The sequence below is a fragment of the Maritimibacter sp. genome (assembly GCF_016774595.1).
GTDB lineage: Bacteria > Pseudomonadota > Alphaproteobacteria > Rhodobacterales > Rhodobacteraceae > Maritimibacter > Maritimibacter alkaliphilus.
This window is the reverse complement of the sequence record NZ_JACBWT010000001.1, coordinates 315,138-333,391: the sequence shown is the minus strand read 5'-3', so window position 1 is coordinate 333,391 and position 18,254 is coordinate 315,138. Positions and strand designations below refer to the sequence as shown.

The 18,254-nt window shown below is 66.2% G+C and carries 20 protein-coding genes; 15 read left to right on the top strand and 5 right to left on the bottom strand.

What is annotated here, in order from left to right; genetic code table 11:
* Nucleotides 1-193: 193 nt before the first annotated feature.
* Genes HOY44_RS01755 through glmU form a run of 5 tightly spaced genes read right to left on the bottom strand, consistent with a single transcriptional unit; the run spans nt 194 to nt 5,781 of the window.
* Nucleotides 194-1,306 carry a 5-methyltetrahydropteroyltriglutamate--homocysteine S-methyltransferase gene (locus tag HOY44_RS01755; protein ID WP_287432679.1) on the bottom strand — a complete coding sequence of 371 codons (1,113 nt, stop codon included), beginning with the start codon at nt 1,304-1,306 and terminating at the stop codon, nt 194-196.
* A gap of 59 nt (nt 1,307-1,365) precedes the next feature.
* The gene (locus HOY44_RS01750; protein WP_287432678.1) at nt 1,366-2,043 is read right to left on the bottom strand and encodes a DNA alkylation repair protein; all 678 of its coding nucleotides are present in this window, start codon (nt 2,041-2,043) and stop codon (nt 1,366-1,368) included.
* Entirely contained in the window at nt 2,040-2,582 is a 543-nt protein-coding gene (locus tag HOY44_RS01745; RefSeq protein ID WP_287432677.1) for a pyridoxamine 5'-phosphate oxidase family protein, read from the bottom strand. Before HOY44_RS01745 ends, HOY44_RS01750 begins: the two co-directional genes overlap by 4 nt.
* A gap of 17 nt (nt 2,583-2,599) precedes the next feature.
* A complete protein-coding gene (glmS, locus tag HOY44_RS01740) occupies nt 2,600-4,426 on the bottom strand; it encodes a glutamine--fructose-6-phosphate transaminase (isomerizing) (protein WP_287432675.1) in 1,827 nt (608 codons plus the stop codon).
* 2 nt (nt 4,427-4,428) lie between these two features.
* Entirely contained in the window at nt 4,429-5,781 is a 1,353-nt protein-coding gene (gene glmU / locus HOY44_RS01735) for a bifunctional UDP-N-acetylglucosamine diphosphorylase/glucosamine-1-phosphate N-acetyltransferase GlmU (protein WP_287432674.1), read from the bottom strand.
* 87 nt (nt 5,782-5,868) lie between these two features.
* Between glmU and HOY44_RS01730 the strand changes: the two genes are divergently transcribed.
* The 15 genes from HOY44_RS01730 to HOY44_RS01660 all read left to right on the top strand — a co-directional run bounded on the left by HOY44_RS01730 (nt 5,869) and on the right by HOY44_RS01660 (nt 18,010).
* Nucleotides 5,869-6,528 carry an HAD-IA family hydrolase gene (locus tag HOY44_RS01730; protein WP_287432672.1) on the top strand — a complete coding sequence of 220 codons (660 nt, stop codon included), beginning with the start codon at nt 5,869-5,871 and terminating at the stop codon, nt 6,526-6,528.
* Nucleotides 6,529-6,570: 42 nt separating this feature from the next.
* Nucleotides 6,571-7,764, top strand: coding sequence for a DegT/DnrJ/EryC1/StrS family aminotransferase (locus HOY44_RS01725; protein WP_287432671.1), 1,194 nt, complete (start codon nt 6,571-6,573; stop codon nt 7,762-7,764).
* 327 nt (nt 7,765-8,091) lie between these two features.
* Nucleotides 8,092-9,255, top strand: coding sequence for an isovaleryl-CoA dehydrogenase (locus HOY44_RS01720; protein ID WP_138422852.1), 1,164 nt, complete (start codon nt 8,092-8,094; stop codon nt 9,253-9,255).
* A 45-nt stretch (nt 9,256-9,300) separates the two neighbouring features.
* Nucleotides 9,301-9,786, top strand: coding sequence for a lysozyme inhibitor LprI family protein (locus HOY44_RS01715; RefSeq protein ID WP_287432670.1), 486 nt, complete (start codon nt 9,301-9,303; stop codon nt 9,784-9,786).
* The gene (locus HOY44_RS01710; protein WP_287432668.1) at nt 9,783-10,067 is read left to right on the top strand and encodes a hypothetical protein; all 285 of its coding nucleotides are present in this window, start codon (nt 9,783-9,785) and stop codon (nt 10,065-10,067) included. Before HOY44_RS01715 ends, HOY44_RS01710 begins: the two co-directional genes overlap by 4 nt.
* A complete protein-coding gene (locus HOY44_RS01705) occupies nt 10,064-10,648 on the top strand; it encodes a hypothetical protein (protein ID WP_287432667.1) in 585 nt (194 codons plus the stop codon). Before HOY44_RS01710 ends, HOY44_RS01705 begins: the two co-directional genes overlap by 4 nt.
* 1 nt (nt 10,649) lies before the next feature.
* Nucleotides 10,650-10,772: a hypothetical protein gene (locus HOY44_RS01700; RefSeq protein WP_287432666.1), complete on the top strand. Its 123-nt coding sequence runs from the start codon at nt 10,650-10,652 to the stop codon at nt 10,770-10,772.
* Nucleotides 10,769-12,373, top strand: a complete 1,605-nt coding sequence (locus tag HOY44_RS01695) for a carboxyl transferase domain-containing protein (protein ID WP_287432665.1) — start codon at nt 10,769-10,771, stop codon at nt 12,371-12,373. The genes HOY44_RS01700 and HOY44_RS01695 overlap by 4 nt, the downstream gene beginning before the upstream one ends.
* 4 nt (nt 12,374-12,377) lie before the next feature.
* The gene (locus HOY44_RS01690; protein ID WP_287432664.1) at nt 12,378-12,878 is read left to right on the top strand and encodes an O-acetyl-ADP-ribose deacetylase; all 501 of its coding nucleotides are present in this window, start codon (nt 12,378-12,380) and stop codon (nt 12,876-12,878) included.
* The gene (locus HOY44_RS01685) at nt 12,875-13,399 is read left to right on the top strand and encodes a class I SAM-dependent methyltransferase (protein ID WP_287432662.1); all 525 of its coding nucleotides are present in this window, start codon (nt 12,875-12,877) and stop codon (nt 13,397-13,399) included. Before HOY44_RS01690 ends, HOY44_RS01685 begins: the two co-directional genes overlap by 4 nt.
* Nucleotides 13,399-15,348 (top strand): acetyl/propionyl/methylcrotonyl-CoA carboxylase subunit alpha, encoded by a 1,950-nt coding sequence (locus HOY44_RS01680; RefSeq protein WP_287432661.1) that lies wholly within the window; start codon nt 13,399-13,401, stop codon nt 15,346-15,348. The genes HOY44_RS01685 and HOY44_RS01680 overlap by 1 nt, the downstream gene beginning before the upstream one ends.
* Nucleotides 15,345-16,004, top strand: coding sequence for a glutathione S-transferase family protein (locus HOY44_RS01675; RefSeq protein ID WP_138422860.1), 660 nt, complete (start codon nt 15,345-15,347; stop codon nt 16,002-16,004). Before HOY44_RS01680 ends, HOY44_RS01675 begins: the two co-directional genes overlap by 4 nt.
* Nucleotides 15,997-16,845 (top strand): hydroxymethylglutaryl-CoA lyase, encoded by an 849-nt coding sequence (locus HOY44_RS01670; protein WP_287432660.1) that lies wholly within the window; start codon nt 15,997-15,999, stop codon nt 16,843-16,845. Before HOY44_RS01675 ends, HOY44_RS01670 begins: the two co-directional genes overlap by 8 nt.
* A 2-nt stretch (nt 16,846-16,847) precedes the next feature.
* A complete protein-coding gene (locus HOY44_RS01665; protein ID WP_287432659.1) occupies nt 16,848-17,633 on the top strand; it encodes a crotonase/enoyl-CoA hydratase family protein in 786 nt (261 codons plus the stop codon).
* On the top strand, nt 17,630-18,010 hold the full coding sequence (locus tag HOY44_RS01660; protein WP_287432658.1) for a hypothetical protein: 381 nt from the start codon (nt 17,630-17,632) through the stop codon (nt 18,008-18,010). The genes HOY44_RS01665 and HOY44_RS01660 overlap by 4 nt, the downstream gene beginning before the upstream one ends.
* Nucleotides 18,011-18,254 lie beyond the last annotated feature (244 nt).

Genomic DNA, 18,254 nt, shown 5'->3' with positions numbered 1-18,254 from the left:
CTTTGGCCGGAGAAAATGCGCCGAACAAGGAAAAAACCGGCCGGGATCGTCGGTCTGAAAGAACGCTGTTCCGACCGGCGATTGCGGGGAAAACAGCTGCCCGCGCCGTTGCCGCCCCGTCAAAACAATGTCGCCGCACCCGGGGGCGCGGCGACACGTTTGGTCTTATTTGAATGTTTGGGTGCGTTCGGCCTCAGACGCCGCCCCAGATCTCTTCGGCGCAGCGCACGATCAGCTCCAGCTTGCGGCGCTGGTCGTCCTCGGTCACGGCATTGCCTTCTTCGGTCGAGGCGAAGCCGCACTGGGGCGCGATGCCGAGCTGGTCGATATCGACGTATTTCGACGCCTCGTCGAACTTGGACTTGAGCCAGTCCATCTCTTCCAGCTCGGGCGTCTTGGTGGTGACGAAGCCGGGCAGGATGCGCTGCTTGCCCTTGGGCAACAGGCCCAGAGGCTCCAGCCCGCCCGCGCGGTCGGTGTCGTATTCCATGAAGAAGATGTCGACGCCGGTGTCGAAAATCGCTTCGGCGGCGAGGTCATAGGCACCTTCGGCCGCATGGGTCGAGCGGAAGTTGCCCCGGCACATATGCATCCCGATGGTCATGTCGGCGGGCCGGTCCTTGATCGCCTCGCGCATCATCCAGCTGTATTTCTGGATCAGCCAGTCGGGGTCTTGCCCGTTGGCCTGTTTCTCGGCCCGGTGCTTGGGGTCGCAGAGATAGGCGAAGAAGATGTCGTCCATCTGAAGGTAACGACACCCGGCCTCGTAGAACTTGGTCACCGCTTTCTTGTAGGTCGCGGCGATGTCCGCCATCAGCACTTCGGGGTCTTTGTATTCCTCGGGATGGATGTCCTCGGGCGCGGTGCGGAAGTGGCAGCAGGACGGGCCGGGGATCGAGATTTTCGGCACGACCTTGGTGTTCGCGGCCACGAATTTGAAGTGGTCCAGCATCGGGTGATCGTCGGGGAAGTCCAGCTTCTGTGTGATCGTCGGGAAGATCGGGCGCAGCTTGACGCCCGCGAACTGCACGCCCTCGTCCCGTTCGTCGAGGTCGAGGCCCGTCAGCATCCCCATGAAATCGTAGTGCCAGAACGAGCGACGCGCTTCGCCGTCGGTCACGGCCTTCAGCCCCACCTCTTCCTGCATCTTGATGAGCGCGGGGATCTCGGCATCCTCGACCGCCTTCAGCTCGTCCGCCGACAGGCTGCCCTCTTCGAAATGCTTCTTGCGGGCGGCCTGAATGGCTTTGGGGCGCAGAAGCGATCCGACGTGATCGGCGCGGAACGGGGGTGTCAGGTCAGTCATTCGATCCTCCAAATCTGATTTTCGCGGACGTTAGGCGGAGTTCGTTGCAACGACAACTGTCAAGCGAGGTATTTCCCGGCTTCCTTGCGCGCGAATGCCTTCATCCGGTCGCCATGAGCGTCGAGGAAGGCGCGGGTGCGGTCGGGGTCGTGCTTGGACAGGTCGCGCAGCCACCATGCGACGGCCTTCTGGATGAACCACTCGCGGTCGTCGACATAGGTCGCCGCCCAGCCCAGAACCCGGTCGCGGATGGCGAGGTCTTCGGGCTTGGGGTGGTTCTGCTTGGTCCACGGCAGGGTGATGACGAGCGCGGCGCGGCGCGTCCACATATGGTCGGAGGTGGTCCAGCCCTCGACCGTGTCCACACGCGTCGGATCGGCCACCAGCCGTTTCTGCCCCGCCATGCACACATGGTCGGCAATCGCCCAGCTGTCGAAATCCGGCACCCAGGACACGATCAGCGCCCACACCGGGTCGTCGCCCTTGATCCGGGCCTGCGTCAACAGTTTGGCGGCGGCCAGTCGCGCCTCGTAGATGTCGGTCCGCCAGAGCGCATCGGCCAGCGTCACGCGTTCGTCGACGGTGAGGGTCCGGCGCCAGCCCGTCGTGATCTCGTTGATCGCCGGGTTGGTCACGCCAAGGTATTCGCGCTCCACCTTGTGATAGGCGGCGGCCCCTTCGGCGCGGCCCGGTTCGATCCGGGCGCGCAGATCGGCAAGCGCCTCGTCCAGCGTCATTCGAACAGTCCCGTGTCCGCACCGTCGATGGTGGAGCGGTTCTTTTCCTCCCAGTAGGCCGCGATCCCGTCCGCGCCCTTGTCGTCCGACCACTTGGTCAGCGTGTCGCGTTCACGCGGATTGTCGAAGAACGGCACCGCATAGCCGCAGGAGGTCTGCACCAGATCGACCGTCATGTCGTAGATTTGCCGCGCGCCCGCGTGGTCGTCGAACAGCGCATACAGGTCGTCCCATCCCGCGTCGCGCGGATGCACGGTTTCGGCGGTGCCATAGCAGCGCAGGATCAGGGGGCGGGTGGTGAAGCTGCACCACATGAGCGTCATGCGGTTCACGTCGCGCAGATGCCCGGCGGTTTCGTTCCCCGATCCGGTGAGGTTCAGCCAGACGATCCGGTTCGGCCCCATGATGCGCAAGGAATCCATCCCCTTGGGCGAGACGTTGACGCGCCCTTCGCGCGCCGCCGAGCCCACGAAATAGATGTGCTGATCTTCGATGAACCGCTTATGGGCGTCTTCGATCCGGTCGAACTGCTTGGCCATGGCTCACTCCCCGCAGGTCACTCCACCGTCACCGATTTGGCGAGGTTTCTGGGCTGGTCAACGTCCGTCCCCTTGGCGATGGCGGCGTGATAGGCAAGGAGCTGCGCCGGGATCGCGTAGAGGATCGGCTGGATCAGTTCCGGCGCGTCGGGCATCGTGATCGTGCGCCAGACGCCGGTGCCCGCCTGAGCGATGGCGCGCGCGTCCGAAATCAAGAGCACCCGGCCACCCCGCGCCATGACCTCCTGCATGTTCGACACGGTCTTCTCGAACAGCCCGTCATGGGGGGCCAGAACCACGGTGGGCGTTTCCTTGTCGACCAGCGCGATGGGGCCGTGTTTGAGTTCACCCGATGCATAACCTTCGGCGTGCAGGTAGCTGATTTCCTTGAGTTTCAGTGCGCCTTCAAGGGCCAGCGGGAACATCTGCCCACGCCCGAGGAAGAGTACGTCATGGGCTTGGGCCACCTTGCGCGCCGCCTTGCTCAACTCCCCGTCGATGGAGATCGCGTGGCTCATCAGCCCCGGCAGTTTGCGCAGGTCCGTCAACCGTTCGGCCAGCGTGTCCGCGTCCATCTCGCCCCGCTCGACGGCGGCCTTCAGCACCATGACCACGAAGGTCGCGAGCATCGCGGTGAAGGCCTTGGTTGAGGCCACCGACACCTCGACGCCCGCGTGGATCGCCACCGCCACATCGCTTTCGCGCGCGATCGAGCTTTCGGGGCTGTTCACGAGGCTGACGATCTTGGCGGCTTTCCCGTCGGAATATCTAAGCGCGGCCAGCGTATCGGCGGTTTCGCCCGACTGGCTGACGAAGACCGACAACGTGCCATCGGGGAACGGCGGCTCGCGATACCGAAACTCGCTGGCCACGTCGAGGTCGACGGGCAGGCGGGCGTAGCGTTCGAACCAGTATTTCGCGACGAGGCCCGCGTAATAGGCGGTGCCACAGGCGACGATAGAGACGCGGCTGACCTTGGTGAAGTCGACGCCGGGCAGGTCCATCGTGATCGCGTCGCCGTCCGGGGTGAGATAGGCGTCGAACACCGCGTCCACCACGGTCGGCTGCTCGGCGATCTCCTTCATCATGAAGTGTTTGTAGCCCGCCTTTTCGATCCGGGTGGCGCTGAGCGCGACCTTGCGAACCTCGCGGTTGGCCAGTTTCCCGGCCTCGTCATAGATCGTCGCGCCCGCGCGGGTGATGACGGCCCAGTCGCCTTCCTCCAGATAGGTGACGCGGTCGGTCACCGAGGCGAGCGCGATGGCGTCGGACCCCACATACATCTCGCCGTCGCCATGCCCGATGGCCAGAGGCGAGTTCTTGCGGGCGGCGATCATCAGGTCGTCCTCGCCCTCGAACAGGAACAGGAGCGAATAGGCCCCTTCCAGTCGCGGCAGCACCGCGCGCACCGCTTCCACGGGCGTCTTGCCCTGATCCATCAGGACGTTGACCAGCCCGGCCACGGTTTCGGTGTCGGTCTGGCTTTCGCAGGCATATCCGCCCGCCTCGAGCTCGGCACGGAAAGTGGCGAAGTTTTCGATGATCCCGTTGTGGACCAGCGCCACACGTCCCGCCTTGTGCGGATGCGCGTTCGGCACGGTCACGCCGCCGTGGGTCGCCCAGCGGGTGTGGCCGATGCCCGCCTTGCCGGGGAGGGGATTGTGGACGAGTTCATCCGACAGGTTCACGAGCTTGCCCACGGCGCGGCGACGGTCGAGCACGCCGCCCTCCTGAATGGTCGCGATCCCCGCGCTGTCGTAACCACGGTATTCAAGCCGCCGGAGCGCCTCGACGATGATGGGGGAAACCTCGTGCGTGCCAAGGACGCCGACAATACCACACATGCTTAATGACCTTTTTTTGCGGCCTTCCGGGCGCGAAGTTTTTCAAAGAGTTTCACGGCGAAGCCCGGCTTCACCTCCATCCGTGCACGCCCCACGCCCATCGCCCCGTCTTCGATGTCGCGGGTGACGACAGTGCCGGTGGCGGTCATGGCGTCCGCGCCCACACGCACCGGGGCCACGAGCATGGTGTCCGACCCGATGAAGGCGCGGGGGCCGATTTCGGTCCGATGCTTGAACACGCCGTCATAGTTGCAGGTGATCGTGCCCGCGCCGATGTTCGCGGCCTCGCCGACGGTGGCGTCCCCGATATAGGACAGATGGTTGACCTTGGCGCTCTCGGCGATCTGCGCGTTCTTGATCTCGACGAAATTGCCGACCTTGGCCTTTTCCGCCAGTTCCGCGCCGGGGCGCAGACGGGCGAAGGGGCCGACGACGGCCCCCGCGCTGACATGGCAGCCTTCAAGATGGCTGAACGCCTTGATCCGCGCCCCGGATTCGATGGTCACGTCGGGGCCGAACACCACGTTGGGTTCGATCACGGCGTCGCGTCCGATGAAGGTGTCATGGGCGAAGAACACGGTGTCGGGGGCGACCAGCGTGACCCCGTTCTCGAAGGCTTCGGCCCGCTTGATCGCTTGAAGCTGGGCTTCGGCGGCCGCCAGTTCCTCGCGGCTGTTGATGCCGAGCGTCTCGGCCTCCGGGCAGGTCACGGCTTCGGCACGCAGGCCTTTTTCGCGCGCGACCTCGACAATGTCGGTGAGGTAGTATTCGCCCGCCGCATTCTCGTTCGACAGCCCCGAGATCAGGTCGAAGAGCGTGGCGCAATCCGCCGCGACCACGCCGGAGTTGCACAGGGTGATCGCGCGTTCCTCGTCGCTCGCGTCGTTGTACTCCACGATCCGGCGCAACTCCTGACCGTCCATCACAAGGCGGCCGTACCGTTTGGGGTCGGCCGCCTCGAACCCGAGGATGACCACATCCGCGCCACCCCGCCGTGCGGCGATCATCGCTTCAAGGGTCTCGGGCGTGATGAAAGGCGTGTCGCCGTAAAGGACGATGGCGTCCCCGTCGAACCCGGCAAGTGCGGCGCGGGCCTGATCCACGGCGTGACCCGTGCCAAGCCGATCCTCCTGCAACACCACTTCGATCTCGTCGTCGAGCATGGTGGCGGCGGCCGAAACGGCCTCGGCCCCGTTGCCAGCGACCAGCACGATCCGATCCGGGGCGAGCGCCGATCCGGCGGACAGCGCATGGGCGAACAGCGGCGCGCCGCCCAACTCATGCAGCACCTTCGGCAGGTCGGAATTCATGCGCTTGCCCTGTCCGGCAGCGAGGATGATGAGGGCGGTGGCCATGCGTCTGCTCTTTTCTTCTCTGTCACCTCGTTTTACCCCTCGGCGCGTATCACGCAATGGGTGCGTCTGAAAGAGCGGGGCTTTGGCATGAAAACGGTGATTTTCGATCTGGACGGAACGCTCGCCGATACGTCGCGTGACCTGATCTGCGCCGCCAACGCCTGTTTTTCGCGCGCGGGCCATGGCGATCTGCTCGACCCCGTGGCGGATGCAGCCACGGCCTTTCGCGGCGGGCGCGCGATGCTGACACTGGGCTATGACCGGCTTGGGCTGGGCGCGGCCGAGGTGGAACGGGATTACCCCTATCTGCTCGAATGGTATGGCGAGAACATCGACAACCACACGGTGATGTATCCCGGCGCGGTGGCCGCCGTCGAACGGCTTCGGGCCGGCGGCTATGCGGTCGGCATCTGCACGAACAAGCCGGAGGGGCTCGCTGAAACGCTGCTCACCCGCCTCGGCGTGCGCAGCCTCTTCGCCTCGCTCATCGGCGCGGATACGCTGCCGGTCAAGAAACCGGACGCGGCCCCCTTCGTGGCGGCGGTCGAACAGGCTGGCGGCGAAGTGACGCGATCGCTTCTTGTGGGCGACACCGTGACGGATCGCGAAACCTCGCGCGCGGCGGGGGTGCCCTCGCTCCTCATCACCTTCGGGCCGTCGGGGCGGGGTGTCGCCGATCTCGCGCCAGAGGGGCTACTCGATCACTATGACGATCTCGACCGCGAAGTCGCGCGCCTGATCGGCTGAGGGCAGTTGACCCCACCGCAGACCCCGCGCAATGTCCGGGCCATGAGCAAGACCTTCAAAGGCAATTTCACCCAGCAGGAGCCGATCCCGGAAACGGCGATCGACGCGGCGGTCGCCGTCATGCGGTCGGGCCGGCTGCACCGCTACAACACGGCACCGGGGGAGGAGAGCCAGGTCGCGCTGCTCGAACGCGAATTCGCGGACTGGTCGGGGGCGAAATACTGCCTCGCCGTGGCGTCGGGCGGCTACGCGCTGGCCACCGCGCTGCGGGCCGTGGGGGTGAAGCCCGGCGACCGGGTTCTGACCAACGCTTTCACGCTGGCCCCGGTGCCCGGCGCCATCGCATCGGTCGGCGCGGTCCCGGTCTTCGTCGGCGTGACCGAAAGCCTCGTCATCGACCTCGAGGATCTTGCGGCGAAAGCGGGCCAGTCCGACGTGCTCATGCTTTCCCACATGCGGGGGCATCTCGCTGACATGGACGCGCTCATGGCATTGGCCGAGGCCCATGGCCTGACCGTGATCGAGGACTGCGCGCACACCATGGGCGCGCGTTGGAACGGCGTGCTGTCCGGACGTTCGGGTCATATCGGCTGCTATTCGACCCAGACCTACAAGCACATGAACTCCGGCGAGGGCGGCTTGCTCATCACCGACGACGAAGACATCGCGGCCCGCGCGGTCATGCTGTCTGGCAGCTACATGCTCTACGGACGCCACCTCGCCGCGCCGGGGCCCGAGGTCTTCGAGCGGGTGAAATACGACACGCCCAACGTGTCGGGCCGGATGGACAATCTGCGCGCCGCGATCCTGCGCCCGCAACTCGCCGATCTGGACGCTCGATGCGCCCGCTGGAACGAACGGTATCGCGTGGTCGAGGACGGGCTTCGCGAAACTCCCGGTCTGACCATCGTGGAGCGGCCGGAGGCGGAAGACTACGTCATGTCCTCGTTCCAGTTCCTGTTGCTCGATTGGGACGGGGCGAAAATCACGGATGTCGTGTCGCGTTGCGCGGGGAAGGGCGTCGAGCTCAAATGGTTCGGGGCGGCCGAGCCTGTCGGCTTCACCTCGCGCTACGACAGCTGGCGATATGCGCCGTCCGCGCCGATGCCGGCCTCCGACCGCGTGTTGCGCGGGATTCTCGACCTGAGGCTTCCGCTCACCTTCTCACTCGACGACTGCGCTCAGATCGCGCGGATCATCCGAGCCGAGGTCTCGGCGGTCCATCAATCCGGCTGACGCCGGATCCGGAGGGCCAGCCCTCCGGACCTCCCGGGATATTTGGGACCGGAAAGAGGACGGGTCCACCCCCGGGGGATGCCCGGGGGCTTTCCGGTCACGGCCATCGGCTTCCCAGCCTGTACCGTGAATCAACCGTAGGCCATTAACCTTAACAATTCCTTTCCGGTCCGAAATATCCCGGGAGAGCGCGAGAGGGCTGGCCCTCTCGCATGGGTCGGCGTCCGGCGCAGCCGGGCGGCGAAACATCGGATGCGTCACCGCTTGACCCGACTCGCCTCTCGTGACTAGAAATGAACAAGTGTTCAATAAATGGGAGGGGCGGCCATGTTCATGGCGTCGATGAATTTCGATCTGGGCGAGGATATCGCGCAGCTTCGCGACATGGTGCACCGGTTCGCACAGGACCGGATCAAGCCGCTGGCGGCCGATATCGACCAGACGAACGACTTCCCGGCGCACCTTTGGAAAGAGATGGGCGACCTGGGTCTGCTGGGGATCACCGTTTCCGAGGAATACGGGGGGGCCGGCATGGGCTACCTCGCTCATACCGTCGCGGTCGAAGAGATCGCACGGGCCTCGGCCAGTGTGTCCCTGTCCTACGGCGCGCATTCCAACCTGTGCGTGAACCAGATCAAGCTGAACGGGACCGAAGAGCAGAAGCGCCGGTATCTGCCGGGGCTCATTTCCGGTGACCATGTCGGCGCGCTCGCCATGTCGGAGCCGGGGGCGGGGTCCGACGTGGTGTCGATGCAGCTTCGGGCTGAGAAGAAGAACGGGTATTTCACGCTGAACGGCTCGAAATTCTGGATCACCAACGGGCCGGATGCCGACACGCTGGTCGTCTATGCCAAGACCGATCCCGACGCAGGCTCGAAGGGGATCACCGCCTTCATCGTCGAGAAGGACATGAAGGGGTTTTCGGCCAGCCCGCATTTCGACAAGCTCGGGATGCGCGGGTCGAACACCGCGCAGTTGTTCTTCGAGGATGTCGACGTGCCGTTCGAGAACATTCTTGGCGAAGAGGGCAAGGGGGCCAAAGTGCTCATGTCCGGGCTCGACTACGAGCGTGTCGTGCTGTCGGGCATCGGGACCGGGATCATGGCGGCCTGTCTGGACGAGGTCATGCCCTACATGGTCGAGCGCAAGCAATTCGGCCAGTCCATCGGGGATTTCCAGCTCATGCAGGGCAAGATCGCCGATATGTACACCAAGATGAACTCGGCCCGCGCTTACGTCTACGAGGTCGCCAAGGCCTGCGACCGGGGCGAGGTCACGCGGCAGGACGCGGCGGCCTGCGTGCTCTACGCCAGCGAAGAGGCCATGACGGTCGCGCATCAGGCGGTGCAGGCGATGGGCGGCATGGGGTTCATGAACGAAACGCCGGTGAGCCGTATTTTCCGCGATGCCAAGCTCATGGAGATCGGCGCGGGCACGTCCGAGATCCGGCGGATGCTCGTGGGCCGCGAACTGATGGCGAAGATGCGCTAACCTCGGGATACGGGGTCGAATCCCCGGTTTTTCAAGGAGTTCATGATGCGTTTCCTCATTGCCTCGCTTTGCCTTCTGGCCACGCCTGCGGTCGCGCAGGACCTGACCTATGACTTCGCCCATTCGCAGGACTGCATCGCGGCGACCGACGACTGGTTCGAGAAACTGCAATGCGTCGGCACCTCGGCCAACCGCTGCATGGAAGACACCGAAGGCGGCTATTCGACGGTGGGCACGGGGGCCTGCATCTGGGCGGAGTATGAGGACTGGGATGCCGAATTGAACGCACTCTACGGGCCGCTGCGCGAACGTCTGGCCAATGACGACAAGGTCAACGAGATGCCCGTGAGCACGTCCGACGCCCTGCGCGACGCGCAGCGGGCGTGGATTCCCTGGCGCGACGCGGCCTGCGCTTTCGAACGGTCGAAATGGGGCGGCGGCACGGGGGGCGGTCCGGCCGAAGCGGGCTGCCTGATGCAGATGACCGCCGAGCGCGCGCTTTCGCTGCGCAACGAGTTGGAGTTCCATTGATCCGCAAGGCTCACATCGTCACGCTCGTCGCCCTGTGTGGCCTGTCGGCTGTGCTGGGATACCGGGTGGCCGGAATGGGGCCGCCCGACCCGTCGTCGATCGTGGCGGACTGGGCGTCGGTCTATGCCCGCGAAACCGGGCGCGACGATCTGCATTGCGCAGGCTGGCCCGAGGGGCAGGGATACGTGATCGAATGCGGGCAGGGGGACGACAAGGTCGCCTATGTCACCGATATGTACGGCGCTCTGGTGGGCCGCCGGGCAGGGGGGAGCGGCGGATGAAAGGTGCCGTCTTGTTCCTTGCCCTGTTCGCGGCGGATGCGGCGCTTGCTCAGGATCAGCCGCCGATCCCGGACTTCCAGACCTGTATGGATGTTTTCATGGATCGCTACGAACAGAAGCTGATCGTGAACCGCTCGATCGACATCGACGCGGTCGAGGGCGGGCTTTGGGACGTGGGGCAGGTCTATACCTGCGGCGGGGGCGGTATCGTTCTGTGCGACCGGTCCGACGCGCCGCTGCCGTGCCAGCGCGATCTGGCGGCCGAGCAGGACGCGATGACGGGTGCCGTGCTGGCCGAGCTGCCTCCGGCCGGTGCGGTCGATGGCAAGGCGTGGGTCGAGGCGCTCTACGACAAGACCTATCTGCTGGCCAACGGCACCTCGGCCGGGCCGGATTGCGACGGGATGCCGGAGATCATGGAGGTCTGGTGCGGTGCGAACGAAGCGAACAACCGGTTGAGGATCGCCGTGCTCGCCTGGCAGATCGCGCGCTGGGCGGGGGAGGTTCCGTCGGCGGTCGAAAGCGGCTGGGCGCGCCGCCCGCCCGCGATCCGACCCCGGCCCCGGCCCGAGGGGCGATGACATGCGCAATCTGACACCCAACGACCGGGCCAAGGGGTTCGGCACACACGGCGTGGCGGTCGAGACGATGAACGAGATGCACGGGCGCGGTGCGCCGCACCCGTCGCAGGAGGAGACGACATGAAACTGCAATCCCAAGCCATGACGGGGTCCGAGAGCTTTCAGGCCAATCGCGCCGCGCACCTGGAGATGCTGGGCACGGTGGCCGACGCGGCGGCGCTGGCTGCTGCCGGAGGCGGCGACAAGGCACGCGAGCGACACCTTTCCCGCGGCAAGATGCTGCCGCGCGACCGGGTGGCCAATCTGCTCGACGCCGGGTCGCCCTTCCTCGAAGTGGGCGCGACGGCGGCGCATGGCATGTATGACGGCGCGGCCCCGGCGGCGGGCGTGATCGCGGGCATCGGTCGGGTCCACGGGCAGGAGGTGATGGTGATCGCCAACGATGCCACCGTGAAGGGCGGCACGTATTATCCGATGACGGTCAAGAAACACCTGCGCGCGCAGGAGATCGCGCAGGAATGCAATCTGCCGTGCCTCTACCTTGTCGACAGCGGGGGCGCGAACCTGCCCAATCAGGACGAGGTGTTCCCGGATCGCGACCATTTCGGGCGGATTTTCTACAATCAGGCGCAGATGAGCGCAAAGGGCATTCCCCAGATCGCGGTCGTCATGGGCTCCTGCACAGCAGGCGGGGCTTATGTGCCCGCGATGAGCGACGTGACGATCATCGTGAAGGATCAGGGGACCATTTTCCTTGCCGGGCCGCCGCTGGTGAAGGCCGCGACCGGCGAAGTCGTGACGGCCGAAGATCTTGGCGGCGGCGACGTTCACACGCGCCTCTCCGGTGTGGCGGACTATCTGGCCGAGGATGACGCCCATGCGCTCGCCCTCGCCCGCCGGGCGGTCGAGAGCCTGAACCGGACGCGGCCCGACACCGTGCGCTGGCAGGCGGCGGAAGATCCGGCCTATGACCCGGACGAAATCCTCGGCGTGGTGCCGGGCGACCTGCGCACGCCCTACGACATCCGCGAGGTGATCGCGCGGGTGGTCGACGGATCACGCTTCGACGAGTTCAAACCGCGCTTCGGCGAGACGCTGGTGACGGGGTTCGCACATATCTTGGGCTGCCCCGTGGGGCTCATCGCGAACAACGGCGTGCTCTTTTCCGAGGCCGCGCAGAAGGGCGCGCATTTCGTCGAGCTTTGCTCACAACGCCGCATCCCACTGATTTTCCTGCAAAACATCACGGGCTTCATGGTGGGCCGGAAGTATGAGAACGAAGGGATCGCGCGCCACGGGGCCAAGATGGTCACGGCGGTCGCGACGACGAACGTGCCCAAGGTCACCATGCTCGTCGGCGGGTCTTTCGGGGCGGGCAACTACGGCATGGCGGGCCGGGCCTATCAGCCACGCTTCCTGTGGACATGGCCCAATAGCCGGATTTCCGTCATGGGCGGCGAACAGGCGGCGGGCGTGCTGGCCACGGTCAAACGCGACGCCATCGAACGCGGCGGCGGTGATTGGTCGGCCGAGGACGAGGCCGAATTCAAGCGCCCCACCATCGAGATGTTCGAGCGTCAGTCGCACCCGCTCTATGCCTCGGCCCGGCTGTGGGACGACGGCATCGTGGACCCGCGCAAAACCCGCGAGGTTCTGTATCTGTCGCTTCTCGCCGCGCTGAACGCACCCATCGAGGAAACGCGCTTCGGCGTGTTCAGGATGTGACGCCGTGCCGGTCGAGATCATCACCGCCGACATCACCACGCTGGAGGTGGACGCCATCGTGAACGCCGCGAACGAAACGCTTCTGGGCGGGGGCGGTGTGGACGGGGCCATTCACCGGGCGGCGGGGCCGGGGCTGCTGGACGAATGCCGCAAGATCGGCGGCTGCCCGACGGGCGAGGCGCGGATCACCGGGGGCTATGACCTGCCCGCCCGTCACGTGATCCATACGGTCGGCCCGGTCTGGCATGGCGGGGACCGGGGCGAGCCGGACCTACTCGCCGCGTGCTACCGCGAAAGCCTTCGTCTGGCGCGCGAAAGCGGCTGTGACATCATCGCCTTTCCGGCCATCTCGACCGGCGTCTATGGCTACCCGGCGGATCAGGCGGCCCGGATCGCCATGCGCGAGGTGTCGGCTTGGACCGGCGCGCCGGAGCGGATCGTGCTGTGCTGCTTTTCCGAGGACAGCGCGGCGGCGCATCGCCGGGCGATGGAGGACCGGGCATGAGCGCATGGGACGATGAAAAGGCGCAAAGCTACGTCGACGCCTATGGCGACGATCCGAGCATCTTCGCCGTTGTCGACGCCGCCGGGATCGCGAAGGGGTCGGACGTGATCGACATCGGTTGCGGGGGCGGCGCGGCCTTGGCCGCCATCGCGCCCCTCGCCGGACGGCTCGCCGGGGTGGACCCCACCCCGCGCATGGTCGAAATCGCGCGCGGTCGCTGCCCCACGGCGGACCTGCGGGTGGCGCCGGGCGAGGCGACCGGGTTCGAGGACGCGGCCTTCGACGTGGTGACGATGATAAACGTGATCGACCATTTCGAAGACCGCGACGCCGGGCTGGTGGAAGCGTTCCGCCTGCTCAGGCCCGGTGGGCGTATCGTCATCGGCGGCGAAGTCTTCGATACCGAATGGGTGCCCGAGGGGCAGAATTATGCGCAGCCCTTGCAGGCGGCGGGATTTGTCGACCATGCGCGTCGGGATCTCGCCGGCGCTTTCATCACGACAGCCCGGAAGGAGGGGTGATGTTCAAGAAAATCCTGATCGCGAACCGGGGTGAGATTGCCTGTCGGGTGATCGACACGGCCCGCAGACTGGGCGTGGCCACGGTTGCGGTCTATTCCGACGCCGACCGATCCGCGCGTCACGTGGCGATGGCGGACGAGGCGGTGCATATCGGCGGCCCGCAACCCGCCGAGAGTTACCTGCGCGGCGAGGCGATCATCGCGGCGGCCAAGGAGACGGGGGCCACGGGCATTCACCCCGGATACGGGTTTCTGTCGGAGAACCCCGATTTCGTGGAGGCGGTCGAGGCGGCCGGCCTGACCTTCATCGGCCCCTCCGCCAAGGCGATCCGGGCGATGGGGCTGAAGGATGCCGCGAAGAAGCTGATGGAAGAGGCCGGGGTGCCCGTGGTGCCGGGGTATCACGGCGCGGACCAGTCCGACGACCTGCTGGCGAATGAGGCCGACAAGATCGGCTACCCGGTGCTCATCAAGGCCGTGGCGGGCGGCGGCGGTAAGGGGATGCGGCTGGTCGAACGTGCGGGCGACTTTGCCGATGCGCTCGCCTCGGCCCGGTCCGAGGCCAAGACCGCCTTCGGCAACCCGGACGTGCTGATCGAGAAGTTCGTGACCAGCCCGCGCCATATCGAGGTGCAGGTCTTCGGAGACGGGACCGAGGCGGTGCATCTTTACGAGCGCGACTGTTCGCTCCAGCGCCGCCACCAGAAGGTGATCGAAGAAGCGCCCGCGCCGGGGATGACGCAGGAGATGCGCGCGGCGATGGGCGAGGCGGCGGTGCGCGCCGCCGAAGCGATCGGTTATGCCGGGGCGGGAACGGTCGAGTTCATCGTCGACGGCTCGGACGGGCTCAGACCCGACGGGTTCTGGTTCATGGAGATGAACACGCGGCTTCAGGTCGAGCACCCGGTGACCGAAGAGGTCACGGGCATAGACCTTGTCGAATGGCAGTTGCGGGTCGCTTCGGGCGAGCCTCTGCCGCTGGGGCAAACCGACATTCCGCTTCGCGGCCATGCCTTCGAGGCGCGGCTATATGCCGAGGATGTGCCTGCGGGCTTCCTGCCGGCCACCGGGCGGCTGGCGCATCTTGCCTTTGCCGATGGATGCCGGGCCGAGACCGGGGTGCGGACGGGGGACGAGATCAGCCCGTTCTACGATCCGATGATCGCCAAGATCGTCACCCACGGCCCGACCCGCGATATCGCGCTGGGCAAGATGCGGCGGGCGCTGGCCGAAACGCAGGTGGCGGGCACGGTCACGAACCTTGGGTTCCTCTCGGCGCTCTGCGCGCATGACGGGTTCGCGGCGGGCGAGGTCGATACCGGCCTGATCGACCGCGATCTGGCGATGCTGACCAAGACCCCGGCGGCCACTGCCCAGGACATCGCGCTTGCCACCCTCGCGGGGGCGGGTCTGATGGGCGACGCCGAACCCGTGAGCGGCTTCACGCTCTGGGCGCCCATTCGGCGGACCATCCTGCTCGACCATGACGGCGACGTGCTGTCGCCCGTGATCGAATTGTCCGGCCCGGATGCGGCGCGGGTGATCGTGGGCGACACCGTGGTCGAAGCGGTGCGAGGCCCCTCCGGCTGGCGGATCGGCGGCGCGCCTGCGCCCGAGGTGGCGATCACCGGAGACCTCGTCACGGTGTTCTCGGGCGCCGGGCTTGGCTTCCGCGTGCCGGACCCGCTGGCCATCCTGTCGGCGGACGCGGCGGGCGGCGATGTGGTCGAAGCGCCGATGCCGGGGCTGGTGAAGGCGGTCTTCGTCGCGCCCGGCGACCGGGTCGAGGCCGGGCAGAAGATGGCGATCATGGAAGCGATGAAGATGGAGCACACGCTGACCGCGCCGCGCGACGGTGTGGTGGGCGAGGTGCTGGCCGCCGAAGGCGCGCAGGTGGAGGCCCATGCCGCCCTCATCGCGCTGGAACCGGAAGAGGAGGCCGCCGCATGATCCGTTTGCACGCCGTTCCGGGCAGCCGGTCGTTCCGGGTGCATTGGCTGCTTGCCGAGATGGGGCTGGAGCCGGAGGTGGAGAACTACCGCATCGGCGACGGCAGCCTCGGCACAGACGACTTTCACCTCGTGAACCCGGCGGGGCGCGTTCCGGCGCTCGAGATCGACGGGATGACGCTGATCGAATCCGGCGCGATCGTGGAATACCTGTGCGAGACGCGGCCCGAGCACGGGCTGGGCCGTCTGCCGGGCGATGCGGAACGTGCCGAATTCCTCGTCTGGCTGCACTATGCCGAAACGGTCGCGACCTGCATCCAGAACCTCAACCTTCAGCAGGTGTTCCTGCCTGATCCGGCGATGCGGTCGCCCACCGTGATCGGGCTGGAAACCCGGCGGTTGGCCAAGGCGCTGAAGCCCGTGGCGAAACGGGTCGAGGCGCAGGATTACCTGCTCGCCTCGGGGTTTTCGGCGGTCGATGTGATGTTCGGGTTTGGGATCGAAGCCGCGTTTCACTATGTCCATGCCGAGAAATTCCCGACGCTCGCCGCCTATCAGAAACGGCTCGCCGCCCGTCCGGCCTATCAGACGGCGTTCGCGGCGCAGGGGCCGGATACGATCTACAAGCAGGATTTCTACGAGGTGCCCGTTGGATAGCGTCGAACTGGTCGAGATGGGGCCGCGCGACGGGCTTCAGAACGAAAAGACCCTGATCCCCACGGATCGCAAGGTGGCGCTTGTCGATACCCTGTCCGGCGCGGGCTTCCGGCGGATCGAGGTGGCGAGTTTCGTCAGCCCCAAATGGGTGCCGCAGATGGCCGACAGCGCCGAGGTGCTGGCCGGGATCACCCGCGCCGAAGGCGTGTCCTACATGGCTTTGACGCCGAATCTGAAGGGTTTCGAACGGGCGATGGAGGCCGGGGCGGACGAGATCGCGATTTTCGGCTCAGCCAGCGAGGGTTTCAGTCAGGCGAATATTAATTGTTCGATTGCTGAAAGCCTTGAGCGATTTTTGCCGGTCGTCGAGGCCGCTTTGGTTCGTAAAGTGAAAGTCCGCGGATACGTCTCCTGCGTGACGGATTGCCCTTATGATGGCCGGGTCGCGCCGGATGCGGTCGCCGCTGTCGCGGGGGAGCTGATGGCGATGGGCTGCTACGAAGTATCGCTCGGCGACACCATCGGACAGGGCACGCCCGAGACCATCCGCGATATGCTGATCGCGGTGCTGGACCGCGTTCCGGCCTGGCGCCTTGCCGGGCATTACCACGATACGGGCGGCCGGGCGCTCGACAATATCGAGATGTCGCTGGAACTGGGCCTGCGCGTATTCGACGCGGCGGTCGGCGGGCTGGGCGGCTGCCCCTATGCGCCCGGTGCCAAGGGCAACGTGGCGACGGAGAAAGTGCACGACCGGCTGACGGCGCTGGGCCTCTCCACCGGGCTGGACCGGGAGGTTCTGGGACGTGCGGGCGACATGGCCAAGGCGATGCGGGGGTAGACATGTACGAAACGATTTCGATCACGACCGACGGGCGGGGTGTGGCGACGCTGACGCTGGATCGGGCCGACAAGCACAATGCTTTGTCCGCCACGATGATCCGCGAGCTGACGGAAGCGGCGCAGGCGCTTGGCGCGGATGACGGCGTGCGGGTGGTGGTGCTGACCGGCGCGGGAAAAAGCTTTTGTGCCGGTGGCGATCTGGGATGGATGCGCGATCAGTTCGCCGCCGATCCCGAGACCCGGTTCATCGAGGCGCGCAAGCTGGCGCTCATGCTCAAGGCGTTGAACGAAATGCCGAAACCGCTGATCGGCCGGGTGCAGGGGCAAGCGTTCGGCGGCGGGATCGGCATGTGCAGCGTCTGCGACGTGGCGATCGCGGCGGATCATGCCAAGTTCGGTCTGACCGAAACGCGGCTGGGTCTGATCCCGGCCACCATCGGCCCCTATGTGCTGGCCCGGATCGGCGAAGCGATGGCGAGGCGCGTGTTCATGAACGGGCGCGTGTTCGGCGCGGCCGAGGCGCAGCGATTGGGCATCGTCGCCCATGCCGTGCCCGAGGGTGCGCTGGATGCGGCGGTCGAGGAAGAGGTCGTGCCCTATCTCACCTGTGCACCGGGCGCCGTCGCGGCGGCCAAGCGATTGGCGCGCCGACTGGGACCGCCGATCACCGACGACATCATCGACGACACGATCCGCGCGCTGGTCGACTGCTGGGAAGGGGCCGAGGCGCAGGAAGGGATCGGAGCCTTCTTCGAGAAACGCAAAGCGGGATGGATGACGCAATGACGCTGGTTGAAATCGCCGCGCTGGTGTTCAGCGTCCTCGCCCTGATCGTCTGCCTGTTCCAATTCGCGCTGGCGCTCGGCGCGCCCTGGGGGCATCTCGCCATGGGGGGGCGGTGGCCCGGCAGGATGCCCGTGCCGCTGCGGGTCGGGGCCGTGGTTCAGGGCGGTCTCATGGTTCTGTTCGCGCGGCTCGTGTCAGGCGCCGGGGGGCTGCTTGCCCCTGTCGGTCCCGGCTGGCTGATCTGGGCCGTCGTGGCGATCACGGGACTGTCGACGCTGATGAACAACGTGACCCCGTCACGCCCGGAGCGCCTGCTCTGGGGGCCGGTCACCGTGGTCATGTTTCTTTGCGCGGTTTACGTCGCGGTTTCGGCCTGAGTCGGCATCGGGCCGGGCCGGTTCCTGAACTTCGTTCAAAGATGATTGAATAGCACACCTTTTGTGCGGCGCGGAAAACCGCGTTCCATCCTTGTAAACAACGGTATACAATGCGCTTTGCCGCGTCGCAGAAGCGCGTGGAACCCCTTGTTCAAATTGCCCGAAACAGGGGGTGGCTCGGTTGACCCTCTCCGGTGTTGAGAGTAGACCCCGAATTGAGCCAAACTGTCGCGGGTTCCCGTTC

Coding starts and splice junctions, on each gene's coding strand:
- HOY44_RS01695 (WP_287432665.1), top strand. CDS start 10,769: ATGAAACTGCAATCCCAAGCCATGACGGGGTCCGAGAGCTTTCAGGCC.
- HOY44_RS01720 (WP_138422852.1), top strand. CDS start 8,092: ATGTTCATGGCGTCGATGAATTTCGATCTGGGCGAGGATATCGCGCAG.
- HOY44_RS01660 (WP_287432658.1), top strand. CDS start 17,630: ATGACGCTGGTTGAAATCGCCGCGCTGGTGTTCAGCGTCCTCGCCCTG.
- HOY44_RS01725 (WP_287432671.1), top strand. CDS start 6,571: ATGAGCAAGACCTTCAAAGGCAATTTCACCCAGCAGGAGCCGATCCCG.
- HOY44_RS01715 (WP_287432670.1), top strand. CDS start 9,301: ATGCGTTTCCTCATTGCCTCGCTTTGCCTTCTGGCCACGCCTGCGGTC.
- HOY44_RS01665 (WP_287432659.1), top strand. CDS start 16,848: ATGTACGAAACGATTTCGATCACGACCGACGGGCGGGGTGTGGCGACG.
- HOY44_RS01730 (WP_287432672.1), top strand. CDS start 5,869: ATGAAAACGGTGATTTTCGATCTGGACGGAACGCTCGCCGATACGTCG.
- HOY44_RS01755 (WP_287432679.1), bottom strand. CDS start 1,306: ATGACTGACCTGACACCCCCGTTCCGCGCCGATCACGTCGGATCGCTT.
- HOY44_RS01705 (WP_287432667.1), top strand. CDS start 10,064: ATGAAAGGTGCCGTCTTGTTCCTTGCCCTGTTCGCGGCGGATGCGGCG.
- HOY44_RS01745 (WP_287432677.1), bottom strand. CDS start 2,582: ATGGCCAAGCAGTTCGACCGGATCGAAGACGCCCATAAGCGGTTCATC.
- HOY44_RS01680 (WP_287432661.1), top strand. CDS start 13,399: ATGTTCAAGAAAATCCTGATCGCGAACCGGGGTGAGATTGCCTGTCGG.
- glmU (WP_287432674.1), bottom strand. CDS start 5,781: ATGGCCACCGCCCTCATCATCCTCGCTGCCGGACAGGGCAAGCGCATG.
- HOY44_RS01700 (WP_287432666.1), top strand. CDS start 10,650: ATGCGCAATCTGACACCCAACGACCGGGCCAAGGGGTTCGGCACACAC.
- HOY44_RS01750 (WP_287432678.1), bottom strand. CDS start 2,043: ATGACGCTGGACGAGGCGCTTGCCGATCTGCGCGCCCGGATCGAACCG.
- HOY44_RS01685 (WP_287432662.1), top strand. CDS start 12,875: ATGAGCGCATGGGACGATGAAAAGGCGCAAAGCTACGTCGACGCCTAT.
- HOY44_RS01675 (WP_138422860.1), top strand. CDS start 15,345: ATGATCCGTTTGCACGCCGTTCCGGGCAGCCGGTCGTTCCGGGTGCAT.
- glmS (WP_287432675.1), bottom strand. CDS start 4,426: ATGTGTGGTATTGTCGGCGTCCTTGGCACGCACGAGGTTTCCCCCATC.